The sequence below is a fragment of the Dysgonomonas sp. HDW5A genome (assembly GCF_011299555.1).
In the GTDB taxonomy this organism is placed as follows: domain Bacteria; phylum Bacteroidota; class Bacteroidia; order Bacteroidales; family Dysgonomonadaceae; genus Dysgonomonas_A.
In genome coordinates this window covers 3351802-3365111 of the sequence record NZ_CP049857.1, presented here as the reverse complement: position 1 = coordinate 3365111, position 13310 = coordinate 3351802, and the positions used below count along the sequence as shown (strand labels likewise).

The window sequence follows — 13310 nt, the reverse complement described above, 5'->3', positions numbered from 1 at the left end:
AGTCAATATTAATATATAAAGAAGAATATAGCATTAATACAAACTGATTATTGGAAAAACAAAAAACAATAAAGATCAAAGCATATGGTTTAAAAAAGATATATATAAATATATTCTAAAACCATTATGATCAGACATAAAGATTAATACACAATATATGACACAGGCAATATAATATTAAGCATTATAATTTCTAAACTAATATAGAAATTAAGTACCCCTCAAATGTATAATAAATTTTTGTAACTAAACCTTAAAAAGTAAACAAAGAACAGCTTAATTAACTTTTATTATATTTTATATATTTATTTTAATATAAACAAGAAGGGTAACTACAAAGCATATATGAAGAGACAATAAGAATATATTAAAATAAATTCTATTTAAGAATAAATTCGCTTAGTAGATAGCATTTATGACCTACAAGCTCGATAGAAAACAGAGTAAAGATAAAAAAGAATAACACACAAACGACATAAAAAACTAGCAAACAAACACATACTAAATACAGATAAAAAGGATTATCGGTTATTTGCAACTAAAATAAATCAATAACGCTTTAAACAAAATTGTAGAATATTTGTTTAAAATAGTAACAACAAAAAATAATATCGTGTGACTCAAATAACAAAATAAATAAACTTAAGCATACTCCCTGCATATCATGAAACAGAAACTGACAACAATCTGCATTGCCTATATGCTATGCACAGTACAAAACTACGCCTCGGCCACCGAAATAGAAGCCGACAGCGTAAAAATAATTACTCTAAATGAGGTTATTATAGAAAGTAATAACGACAAGAAATACAGGACTGATAAACTATCCAGCAGCTTAAGGATTCAACAGCAATTGCTCGAAACTCCACAGAATATACAACTAATCAGTGCAGAAGTACTGAAAGACCAATTTTCGCTAAATGTAAACGAAAGCATAACCCGTAATGTCAGCGGAGCTTTCAGAGAAGAGCTTCATAACGGAATTTCGGCAGATATTTATATGCGGGGCGGATATATTTCGGCACAACGCAACGGCGTAGATTTACGCCCTTTGTTAAAAGGACCCATTGGCGATGATGTAGCCATAATAGAAAATATTGAGTTTATAAAAGGACCTGCCGGATTTATGAATTCGCTGGGAGATCCTGCCGGTTCGTATAATATCATCACAAAAAAACCGACAGGTATCAATAAGAAAACATTCAGCGTTATACAAGGTAGTTTCGGGCTTATAAGAGCAGAAGCCGATCTGGGGGGAAAATTAGATAACAAAGGCAAGCTGTTGTACCGCTTCAATATTATGGGTATGAATAAAAAAGGATTCCTTCGATTCGATAGTAACGAGCGTATTCTGATTGCCCCTTCCCTAAAATATAAGTTTGATGAAAATACTACACTAACGGTCGAGTATATTTATCAAAGGCTCAACTATATGATGCTTAGTGAAGCACAAATATCACCCAACGGATTTGGTTCGCTTCCGCGAAACTTCAGCATCACCGATCCCAGTTCGAGACCATATAAAGCCAATGATCATAATGTTTTTGCGAACTTTCAGAAAAAAATAAACAAAAACTGGTCTTTTACCGGTCAACTATCGGAAATTAACAGTCAATCGGCAGGAACTATATTCTGGGTTTACGGGAAAAACGAGACCAACCCGAACATCCTTGACAGATATTATGTTTATGATGGCATGAAATACAATATTTTCTCGGCACAAGCTTTTACTCAAGGTAATTTCTCTACAGGAGAAGTAAAGCATTCTTTCCTTGCCGGAATCGATTTCAATCACAAACACAACAAAACACAAGATACATGGAATACTGCATCGACTATTTACCCACTGGATATAACAAATCCGGTATATGCAAATGTGATTAACAATAACGGCACAGGTGGAGATTTTGATTCCGAAAACCAGATTAACTCTCCCGAAAATCTAACCGACAGTAAGCTTTACTACACTTCGTTTTACGTTATGGATGAAATTGGTTTACTACATAACAAACTTAAAATTAACGGAGGGATACGGTTAACTCAATTTGAGGCAGACTTTAATCAATACGGAGAAAAAACCGATGCTTCGGATTGGATTCTCACTCCTAGAATAGGAGCTAATTATCTGATCACGAAATCATTCAGCATCTACGGATTATACGATAATTCGTTTATACCGCAAGCAGGTATCGATTATCAGAAAAATCCTCTAAAACCTATTCGAGGCAAGAGTTTCGAAGCTGGACTGAAAAAGGATTGGAACAACAAGGCACTGAATACAACTCTATCGGTCTATCATATTACCCGAAGTCAGAACATAGTAAAAGATCCTGTTAACAATGATATTTATCAATCGGGTGAAAACGAATCGAAAGGGATAGAGTTTGACCTCAGAGGACAAATCGTCAAAGGGCTTAATGTCATAATAAATTACGCGTACACGGACTCGAAAATCACAAAAGACGACAAAAATCCGGCTTTAGTAGGCAAACCGACTCCGAACCGTATCAGGCATATACAAAACACTTGGCTCGATTATGCACTGCCATTTAAAAGCATAAAGGGTTTTAGCCTGTCTTTAGGATACCAATACATGGCTGGCAGAGCCGAAAGATTTACATCAAGTGATCCTCAGGATCTAAAAGACTTTTTCAGACTGGATGGAGGTGTATCGTATTCCAAAAGAAAATTCAGTATCAACCTTATGGTAAATAACATTTTGGATAGCCACCAGTATTCGACGGCATGGAAAAGAAATGACATGTATTATTGGGTGCAATTGCCACCGGTAAATTATCGCTGTTCGATTACCCTAAACTTATAATTGAAGGTATAGTTTATCAATATGGGAAATTACAGTTAAAAAGTAACATTAAAAACACCCTCTTTTATAAAATATTATGCGTCTACTTTATTTATTCATAGGAATGATCTTCGTAACGAGTTGCAGCAACTCTACCGACAAAAGATCCGAAAATACCAAAGAAATATCGGTTACCGATATTCAGGGAAATGAAATACATATCTCTAAACCTGCCGAACGCATAGTATGCCTGTTCGACCCATCGGTAGATGTTATATATATGCTTCAAGCACAAGATAAACTGGTAGGTATTCCGGCTGAAACTTATTTCGATAACGAATTATACGACTATTACAAGCATATCGACTCACGCATTCTAAACAAACAACTGGCAACACCGGGCAGCAACGAGCTTGCCAATTTAGAAAGCATCATACAACTAAATCCCGATTTGGTTATTGCCCAGCAATTACCTGAAAGTATTGTAAGAACGCTTCAACAAATGAATATACCTGTATATATTGCAGCGGCTGCCAGATACGATGATCTCAAAAAGGAAATGAACGATATTTCGCTCCTTATCGGAAAAGAAGAGAGAGGCAAACAGTTAATTACTTATGCCGAGAATAAAATAAAAGAACTGGATGAACGTACTTCTTCCAAAAAAGACTCACTTCCAAAAACTGTATATTTCACATGGGCTAACGGTCGCATTTTTTCGACCACAGGACGCAACAGTATGATGAACGATTGCCTCGATTTAGCAGGCGTAGAAAATGTTTGCCCATCGGAAATAGATAAACCCAACATCAATCCCGAAACACTAATCGAATGGAATCCGGATATGATTGTTATGTGGAATGATAGCCCCGATTTATTTTATAATAAAAAGGAGTTGAGTGGGATAACCGCTATACAACAAAAGCAGATTCATAACCTGATACCGATGTTTTTTTACAATCCTCATACATTCAAATCACTCTGTGCAGCAGTAGCAATTAACAATTGGGCTTACGGCTCGAAGGGAAAGGATAGTAAAGAAGAAATCAAAGCAATACTGCTGGAACTTTATGGTGAAAACACAGGAAAAGAACTTATAAAATATTTATAATGATTACAGAAATAGCAAAATATTGGGATAAACAGAGTGCCATCTGGCGGGAGGAGAAACAAGAGGCTTGGACTCTACCCGAAACACAATATTGGTTAAATCACTTTAAATCGCTGCTCCCAAAACTATCGGGAAATAAAGTATTGGAAGTCGGCACAGCATCAGGATATTTTGCCAATATATTATACTTGGCAGGATATGAAGTCACAGCCGTTGACCTCTCCCCTAATATGATTGACGAAGCTAAATCGGTTTCCGATAATTTAGGTACTCACATTCATTACCGCATAATGGATGCACAGGACCTACAATTCCCGAAAGATAGTTTCGATTTAGTCTTTACAAGATTAATGACATGGACAACTCCCGATGTGGAAAAATTTTACTCAGAAAGTTTCAGAGTATTAAAATCGGGTGGAATGCTTCTCAACTTCGACGGTGATTTCGGCGATATGCAATTCAGTCAAGAAGGACACGAAAAATATCCTGTGGGAATCATGGAGCAAGCCAATGTGATCAAAAGTAAGTTAGATATCAGCAAACACAGCCGTCCGCAAAGAGATATTGAACTGCTCGAAAAAGTAGGCTTCAAACAAATAGCAGTTGACACAAAAGCACAAAACCGAATTTTGCGTCAGCCGGAAGTCGCTTCGTCACTATTTCAATTGACAGCTTTTAAACCCTAATATAAATTACCGCATAAATACACGATCTCTTGAGTAAAAAAATTGCAAATATATTATGCTTCGGCTTACCTCTGCCCATGCTGATTATATCTTTATTTATAGGATCGTCGGCACAAGTCAACGCATTTGATTATCTGCCACTATTATATAAAAAAATCATGGACATCGGCTTGAACATGGACGAAGCTGCACGTTATCAGATGATCTCAAATATACTTATCAATGTAAGGATGCCACGTATTTTGCTGACTTTTCTGGTGGGTGCTGCCCTTTCGACATCAGGAGCTGTATTACAGGGAATTTTTCGTAATCCATTGGTCGATTCGTATATCTTAGGTATTTCGTCGGGAGCCGCTTTCGGGGCATCATTGGCAATTCTATATTCATTGGATTTAGTAAACACCTCTGCATTTATTGCTGGTTCACTGGCTGTTATTCTGACTTATCTGATTGCAGGTTCCAATAAACAAATGTCGACCATATCGATTGTCCTTTCGGGAATGATTGTTTCGGGAGTATTCATGGCTTTGCTCACCGTTGTGCAATATATCAGCAACCCCTATAAACTGCAAGCCATTGTACAATGGACTATGGGAAACCTGCATGCTGCATCGTGGATCGAACTCAAACGGGCTTTTCTTCCAATACTGATTTCAATAGTTATTGTTTACCTGTACCGATGGCGGATTAACCTGCTGGCACTGGGCGATGATGCTGCCAAATCGGTAGGAGTAAATCCGTCTTTCGACAAACTTATTTTAATCGTATGTGCCACATTGATGACTACTACAACCGTTGCTGTAGCGGGAATCATTAGCTTCTATGGTTTGTTCCTGCCTCACATAGTCAGGATGTTATTGGGCTCCGACAATAGTAAGTCTATCCCCGGAAATATTTTTCTGGGTGGTAGTTTTCTTCTGTTGATTGATAACTTATCACGCGCTTTATTTGTTTTTGAGGTACCCATCGGTATTTTCACCACAATTTTGGGCGGTGCTTTCTTTGTTTTTTTAATGCGAAAAAATAAATTGAATTGGAATTGACAATGAATGCTATACAAATAAAAAACCTGCATTACGCATACGGAGACAAATGCATACTAAAAGAGGTTAATGCTGTATTTCCCGAAAACAAGTTTTCGGTATTACTGGGAATCAACGGGGGTGGAAAGTCGACCCTGTTTAAAATCATAGCCGGATTGTTGCAAGATTACCAAGGAAGCATCAGTATTTGCGGCAGGGAAGTTAACAAGCTTCGTTTCAAAGACAGAGCATCTTTGATAGGCTTTTTGCCACAATTTACCCAATCGGTCTTTTCGTTTACGGTAGAAGAAATTTTACTGACAGGGCGAACCGCCTTTTCGGGTTTTTCCCCTAAAAAAGAAGACCGTGAGCTGACTCACAGAATTCTGGAAGATTTATCGATCACCCACTTAAGGCATAAACCATACACTCAGTTATCAGGAGGTGAGCAACAGATAGTAATGATTGGTCGTCTGCTAATGCAGAATCCTAAGATTTTACTTTTAGATGAACCCACCAATCATTTGGATGTATATTATCAGCATTATCTAATGGAAAAACTGAAAGAATACTCCGAAAATAACTTCACCGTTGTCGCCATTATGCACAACCCTACTCTGGCCTTTCAGTATGCCGATCACTTTTGCTATTTACACGATGGCTGCATACATACACCCAATAATCCGGCAGAAGCAAACATTAACTTATTGGAAAAAGTATATAATATGAGCTTCATCGAATTTGTGAGGGATAATAAAAAATTCATGTTGCCTTTTGGTGAAATTGGCTAACCAACTTGTTTAAATTATTGCATTTGCGACACATTATTAATTAAAACTAAGATAGATGAAAGTAGTTCGATTTGGAGTATCCGTAGAAAAAGAAGTATTGGATTTATTAGATAACTACATAGAAGATAATAAATTTCCAAACCGTTCGCAAGCCATCCGCCATTTGATTAAGAAGGTAGAGATCGAAAGCCGAAGAAATTCCGATAAGATTGTAGGCGGCTCTATCACTTTGTCATTTGACCACCACAAAAGGGAGTTATTGGATAAAATAACAGAGATACAGCATAAGTTTCATCATGTAATTTTATGTTCTCAACACATTCACCTCGATCATGATATGTGCATGGAAATAATTGCATTAAAAGGTCAGGCTTCTGCTCTAAAAGAGTTAGCCGACGAACTCACCGCTGTTAAAGGTATCATTCATGGCGATTTAACCATTACCATGATTTCATAAAACGAAAAAACATCATAGTATTGAATACCTGAATACTATGATGTTTTTGAATTATTGTATCTTCTTCAATCTACTTTAATAGTAATTTTGGCTGACGTTAGCCCCTTCGCTTGTGCTTCAAATACTAACTCACCTGCTTCTTCGCCTGCCTGAACAATAGAAGTCAATTGCCCATTGAAAAGAGGCATTTGAGGCAAATGAAACAAATCGAGACTGGTAGGATCTCCATTTGCAGAAGCCCGGTACTTTCCATCTCCCGTTACCGAGAATTTTATTAACCGCTGATCGTTAGGACATAGATTTCCGTCTTTGTCAACTACACGAACATTGATATAAGCCAGATCTTTTCCATCTGCTGATAACTGGGTTCTGTCGGGAATCAGTTCGATATGATGGGGTTTACCTGCCGTACGAATTGTTTTTTCTTCTACAGCTTTTCCCAGAGCATCATAAGCAACCACTTTTACTTCACCGGGTTCATAAATAGCATCCATCCACATCAAACGATAACGGCTTTGTACCGAAGAATCATTCTTGGTTTGCTTACCATAGCTTTTGCCATTGATAAATAATTCTGCACTCGGATAATTAGTATATACAAACACAGGCGTTTTTTGCCCTTCACGTCCTTCCCAATTCCAATGAGGCAGAATATGAAGTGTATTATCATTCTTGTTCCAGATACTTCTATACAAATAATATCTGTCCTTAGGTATGCTTGCCAAATCTATTATTCCGAACATCGAGCTATGGTTAGGCCATGCGTCTGTATCATAAGGAGAAGGTTCTCCCAAATAATCGAATCCTGTCCATACAAATTGTCCCATAGTCCAATCGTGATCGTCTGCCAAAGCTAAATCATCATCGGGCAAGTTAGACCAGTCACAATATTCGAAATCGTAAGACGACGATTGATGGTCGTCATATACAGCATTGGCTTTTTTCTCCACCGGAAATTTGTATACTCCACGTGAACTCACGGTTGATGATGTTTCGGTACCAAGCACCAGATTTTGTGGCAACTTATTGTATGCTTCCTCATAACGATGTACTCTATAATTAAATCCCGGAACATCCAGCATGGCTGCAAAGCCATTATTAAGGACACAAGTTACCTGATCCATTCCACAAGTAACAGGACGGGTAGGATCTTCACGATGGCAGATATCTTGCAGAAATGACGCTACTTTATAACCTTCGGGGCTACATTGTGTAGGTACTTCATTTCCAATGCTCCACATTACCACACTTGCATTATTTCGATAGTTACGAATCATATTTACCATGTCTTTTTCTGCCCACTCATCGAAAAAGCGATGATATCCATTGGCACATTTGGCTATATCCCATTCGTCAAAGGGTTCTATCATCATCATGAAACCCATTTCGTCACAAAGCTTAACTAATTCGGGAGCAGGCATATTATGTGCCGTACGGATGGCATCGCAACCCATATCTTTAAGCATAGTCAATTGTCGACGAAGTGCTGCCACATTGATAGCTGCACCTAATGGTCCTAAATCGTGATGATTACATACTCCCTGAAACTTTCGTTTTTTACCATTCAGAAAGAATCCTTTATCTGCAATCAGTTTTATATCTCTGATTCCGAAACGTGTTGTATATTGATCGACCTTATTATTTTTTACATAAACTGTTGAAACTACTTTATAAAGATATGGTGTTTCGGGCGACCAAAGATTAGGATTATTGACTATAAAATTCTGCTCGAAAGGTTTTCCATGATTGATTTTTAAAGTATTATCCTTAGTTGCTACCACTTTGTTATCAGCATCCAATATCTCGGTTACTATTCGCACATCATTATTATCGGAGTTTTCGATTTCGGTTTTCAACTTAACCGAAGCATATTCTTCCGATACAAAAGGAGTGGTAATGTAAGTACCCCAAACAGGTACATGCACCTCATCGGTTACAACAACATGTACATTTCGATACAATCCTGCTCCGGGATACCATCGTGACGATTGCGGCTTATTTTCTAAACGTACCGCTAGAATATTGTCTTTGCCATCGGCATTCAACAAGTCGGTCACATCGCAATGAAACGAATTGTATCCCAATGGCCAGAAGCATGCTTCTTTACCATTTACATACACTCTGGCTTCACTCATTGCCCCATCGAAAAGAAGCGAAACCCGTTTTTCTCCTTTTTTGAAATGATCCACATTGAATGTATTTCGATACCAGCCTATACCTACATAAGGCAGTCCGCCTGTACGACCTGTTTTTATAGTGGCTTTGGTTTCTCCATTCTGAGTGACAGCTACCTCCTGTAAATCGTGCTTGCGGTCGAAAGGTCCGTATATAGCCCAATCGTGAGGGACTGTAACCGATTGCCAGCTTTTATCATTAAAATTATTTTGTATGGCATCAGGATAATCTCCCTTACTGAATTTCCAGTTTTTTTCCAATAAAAACTCTTCCCTTGCTGTTTGTGCCTGTAGCACCGTAACGCAAAATAAGACTAAAAGGGATAAAGTTATTTTCTTCATAATATTGTGTTTAGTGATTTTTTCAAAAATATCACGCTGTAGAGGCGTATTGCATACACCCGAAAGAAGAATTTACCAAAGGCGTATGCAATAAAACCCTACAGGATTGATATAAGATATTTCAATTGCGGAATGCGTCTAATGCAATGGTTGGCTTGCCTTCGTCGTCAAATGCACCAAGTGTATACGACTGCCAACCGCCATAGGCTTGAGGTTCCCAATAGAATACACCCAATCCTTTATCGTTAGGTAATGATTTGGTTTTAGCAATAAGATCCGTGAGGAATTCTTTTGAAGCCTCGGCTTCATCCCAACTCATACCTACTTCGCAAATCATAATTTCAGAACCGTATCTGCTTATCATATCTGTCATATTAGCGAGGCAACTGTTATTCATATCTTTCCAGTTTTCGGCAGTCGGATAAAGAGACATTCCTATAACATCCCATTTAGCACCGTTTGCTTTCAGTCCATCAAATAACCATCTGAATAAACCGTTATCTTGTCCGTTTTGAAGGTGTACAATTACTTTGGTATTGGGGAAAATTGCCTTCACCGCATCATATCCCGCATTTGTGAGTTCGGCATATCCTTTCATATTTATATCGGCTTTGCCATCATTCCATAACATGCCATTGCCTGTTTCGTTACCAACCTGTACCCATTCAGGAGTTATTCCGTTCTCTTTAAGGGTGCTTAAAACTTCGGTTGTATGAGCCGTTACCGCTTTTTTCAAATCATCAAAACTCAAGTCTACCCAGGCAGCAGGCTTAGTTTGTTTCGAAGGGTCTGCCCACGTATCGCTATAATGAAAATCGACCATAATACGCATGCCCAGATTTTTAGCTCTGTATGCTTTTACCAAAAGATCGTCGGTATCACACCAACCATCCGCAGGATTTACCCATACTCGAAGACGGATAGAATTTGTACCCAAACTCTTCAGAAGTTTCATCCCCTCCATTTCGGCTCCTGCTGTATTATAGAATTTCTTACCTGATGCTTCCATTTCGGTAATCCAACTTACATCGGCTCCTTTAGCAAAAGTATCGGTTGAAGGGTTGGGAATAGACGACCCGTTGTTATCGTCACTGCAAGAAACAAATCCTACCAACGCACATAAACCGAGTGCTACTATTATTTTGTTTATTGATAATTTCATAATTCTATCTATTAGGAGGGTAACTCTACGTAAAATCACCCTCCGGGGTTTCATTTTATTGTATAAGTATATTTTTCAGGATTGCTCAAATCCATAGTAATGGTATAAGTACCCGGTTCATTGATTACTATATTGGCTCCGCCGAGAGTCAATTCTCCATTCTTATTATCATCGCCGTATGCCATTGCCCAATCTCCATTTGCCAATATTTGGATACCGTACAAAGTAGTGGTAATATTACAAGTGATAGTCCATCGTTTTTTAGCAGAATCATACGTCATCGCATTGGCAGTCGGATTCCATCCATTAAATTCGCCTGTAACATAAAAGCCTGTGATTGCTGTTTTACTCCACTTCATGGTATTGGTATTTGCTTTAATAAGGAAATAGCCTCCTTCTTCGAACCATATATTCCATTGATCTTTACTATAATCAAGAGCATAAAGGTCAGTCGGAGACGATCCATAGGTAATACCCGAAGTACTACTCATTTCGGTAGTGAACTTAAAGTTATTCCATTGAGCTGCTTCCACAAAGCCCTCGTACTCACCGTTTCCGGCACGAGAACATACTTTAGTTGTATATTTGTCCCATCCACCACTCAAATCTCCCGGCATGTATAAAAATGCGATTTCCTCATAAGGAGTAACTGTCAATTCAATCACATTACTGAATAACGGTTGTATATTAGCTGCAATAGAAGATTTTAGCCGTATAAAGATAGTAGCTGCTTTACCTGTTTCCAAACCCAGACTCAACGCCAAAGAGTTTAGAGCCTTACCTGTGTATGATTTAGAACTGGATGTTTCGACCACTTCTTTCACTTCGCTAAATGTATTCTGAGTTGAAAACTGAAGTGTAGTTGTCAATGCTGTTGCCGAAATACCATATCTTTCGGAATAAGTATTTTGCAATTGCCCTGCGTCCCACATCAATGAAAAGACTAATTTTCCACTGTTTTCATTCGATAATACAACATTAGTTGCAGTTGCTTTCAATTCGGCTTCCTGAAAGCCCGAAAGTACAACCCTATCTCCGTCATTCTCGCAGGACATACCCAATAAAGTAGCCAGCAATAAGAATATATATAAATTTAAAGATTTCATAATGTTTCGTTTTAAAATTTTGAGGTTCAGACTTACTTAATAACCTTCGTTTTGTATCAGATTAGGATTTGCGGCTAAATCTGCTACAGGCAGAGGGAATAGATTGTACTTATTATCAGTAGCTTTTCCATCCCGTACTCCACCTTTCCATTGCCAGATGTAAGAAGAACCTGTGAACTTCCCAAAACGTATAAGGTCGGTTCTACGTGTACATTCCCAAAACAATTCACGACCTCTTTCTGCCAGAATAAAATTAAGAGTCAGATCATCAGAGGTTATATTTCCCGAATCGTTTCCATAAGCTCTTTTTCGTATCAGGTTGATATAATCTAGAGCCTGAGCTTTACTTCCGCCTGTTCCGCCTCTTACTACAGCCTCAGCATACATCAAGTATACATCTGCCAGACGAATCATCGGAAAATCCGTATCCACCAATCCTTCGGCAAAGTTCGAGCCGTTTTGTCCTGTCGATGTTTTATTGACAAACTTCACAATAGAATATCCTTGTGTTTGAATAGTCGGATCATCAATGTCCAACGTTTGTCCTTCTGTAAAGAATGCACCCCGTTTATCGGTCTTTCCCGTTACATCATTAAACAAGCCCACAAATTCTTTACGGGTACGAATACTTCCCCAACCCGATTGTACTCCATAATCAGAAGCAACCATAGCTCCTACGATAGGTCCCGAAACCATATAGGTGGTCGATCCCCAAGTAGTTATTTTTTGCCCGTCTGCTTGTATCGGATATATAATTTCATTTGTTCTCAGATTGTTATCTGCTTTAAAGAGGTTAGCATAAATAGGCTCCAAGCTATATCCTCCGGCAATAACTTTAGAGGCATAGGTTATGCATTCGGTATTTTTATCCGTACCTATATACACTTTTGCATTGAGATATAGTTTTGCCAATAACGACCATGCGGCTGCGCGGCTTACTCTACCAAATTCATTTTGCAGAGGTTCGGGTAATTGAGTTTCGATATCTTTCAATTCAGACTCAATATAATCAAACAGTTCTGCTCTTGTTTTACGTGGAGGAAAAAACGCTCCTACAGGATCGGCTTCTGTTACAAATGGAACATTACCGTAAAAATCCAAAGCATGGTAATAAACCAATGATCTCAGGAATCGGGCTTCGGCACGATATTTTCGGATCTCTTCTTTATCGGCTTCTGAAAATCCCGAAATCCTACTGTCGGTAGCATTACGCAGAAATTCGTTACACAATGCTACTGTATAATAAATACGGTAATACATAGCCCCTGTCCATTCGTCAGAAGAGTTCCACGACATAAATTGCACATTATTCAGAGCATCGCCCCCACCCCATGTATAAATAGCTTCGTCGGTAGGCAATTCCTGCAAATTGAAATAAATACGCATATACCCCCTGTAGGTTTGTCCTCCGAGGTCAGTATTGGCATCTCCTTTTTCCTGTCCTGCAATAGCTAGCGAAGCATATAGCTTGGCTAGTACCTGTCTGATTCCTTCGGGTGTACTATAAACCGTTTCGGATGTTTCCTCTATTCGGGGAATCTGATTCAGATCGTCGAGGCATGATGAGAACAAACCTAGTGTCATCACCATCATACTTATATATAATAATTTTATCTTTTTCATTTCTTCAGCTTTTGATTGATTAAGTATTAGAAA

General features: G+C 38.3%; 10 protein-coding genes. 6 read left to right on the top strand and 4 right to left on the bottom strand.

Annotated elements, in window-relative coordinates; translation table 11 throughout:
* Nucleotides 1-664 precede the first annotated feature (664 nt).
* The 6 genes from G7050_RS14035 to nikR all read left to right on the top strand — a co-directional run bounded on the left by G7050_RS14035 (nucleotide 665) and on the right by nikR (nucleotide 6870).
* Nucleotides 665-2824: a TonB-dependent siderophore receptor gene (locus G7050_RS14035; RefSeq protein WP_166116520.1), complete on the top strand. Its 2160-nt coding sequence runs from the start codon at nucleotides 665-667 to the stop codon at nucleotides 2822-2824.
* 76 nt (nucleotides 2825-2900) lie between these two features.
* Nucleotides 2901-3914: an ABC transporter substrate-binding protein gene (locus tag G7050_RS14030; RefSeq protein ID WP_221412806.1), complete on the top strand. Its 1014-nt coding sequence runs from the start codon at nucleotides 2901-2903 to the stop codon at nucleotides 3912-3914.
* Complete coding sequence (locus G7050_RS14025) at nucleotides 3914-4600, top strand: class I SAM-dependent methyltransferase (protein ID WP_166116518.1); 687 nt, start codon at nucleotides 3914-3916, stop codon at nucleotides 4598-4600. Before G7050_RS14030 ends, G7050_RS14025 begins: the two co-directional genes overlap by 1 nt.
* A 29-nt stretch (nucleotides 4601-4629) precedes the next feature.
* Nucleotides 4630-5643: an iron ABC transporter permease gene (locus tag G7050_RS14020; RefSeq protein ID WP_221412805.1), complete on the top strand. Its 1014-nt coding sequence runs from the start codon at nucleotides 4630-4632 to the stop codon at nucleotides 5641-5643.
* 2 nt (nucleotides 5644-5645) lie between these two features.
* Entirely contained in the window at nucleotides 5646-6413 is a 768-nt protein-coding gene (locus G7050_RS14015) for an ABC transporter ATP-binding protein (protein WP_166116516.1), read from the top strand.
* A gap of 55 nt (nucleotides 6414-6468) precedes the next feature.
* A complete protein-coding gene (gene nikR, locus G7050_RS14010; RefSeq protein WP_166116513.1) occupies nucleotides 6469-6870 on the top strand; it encodes a nickel-responsive transcriptional regulator NikR in 402 nt (133 codons plus the stop codon).
* 65 nt (nucleotides 6871-6935) lie between these two features.
* Here the strand turns inward: nikR and G7050_RS14005 are convergent, their stop codons facing one another.
* The 4 genes from G7050_RS14005 to G7050_RS13990 all read right to left on the bottom strand — a co-directional run bounded on the left by G7050_RS14005 (nucleotide 6936) and on the right by G7050_RS13990 (nucleotide 13277).
* Entirely contained in the window at nucleotides 6936-9386 is a 2451-nt protein-coding gene (locus tag G7050_RS14005; protein WP_166116511.1) for a glycoside hydrolase family 2 TIM barrel-domain containing protein, read from the bottom strand.
* A gap of 121 nt (nucleotides 9387-9507) precedes the next feature.
* Nucleotides 9508-10548 (bottom strand): glycosyl hydrolase 53 family protein, encoded by a 1041-nt coding sequence (locus G7050_RS14000; protein ID WP_166116509.1) that lies wholly within the window; start codon nucleotides 10546-10548, stop codon nucleotides 9508-9510.
* A 50-nt stretch (nucleotides 10549-10598) separates the two neighbouring features.
* Nucleotides 10599-11654 carry a SusE domain-containing protein gene (locus tag G7050_RS13995; protein ID WP_166116507.1) on the bottom strand — a complete coding sequence of 352 codons (1056 nt, stop codon included), beginning with the start codon at nucleotides 11652-11654 and terminating at the stop codon, nucleotides 10599-10601.
* Nucleotides 11655-11690: 36 nt separating this feature from the next.
* Nucleotides 11691-13277: a RagB/SusD family nutrient uptake outer membrane protein gene (locus G7050_RS13990; RefSeq protein ID WP_166116505.1), complete on the bottom strand. Its 1587-nt coding sequence runs from the start codon at nucleotides 13275-13277 to the stop codon at nucleotides 11691-11693.
* Nucleotides 13278-13310: the final 33 nt, after the last annotated feature.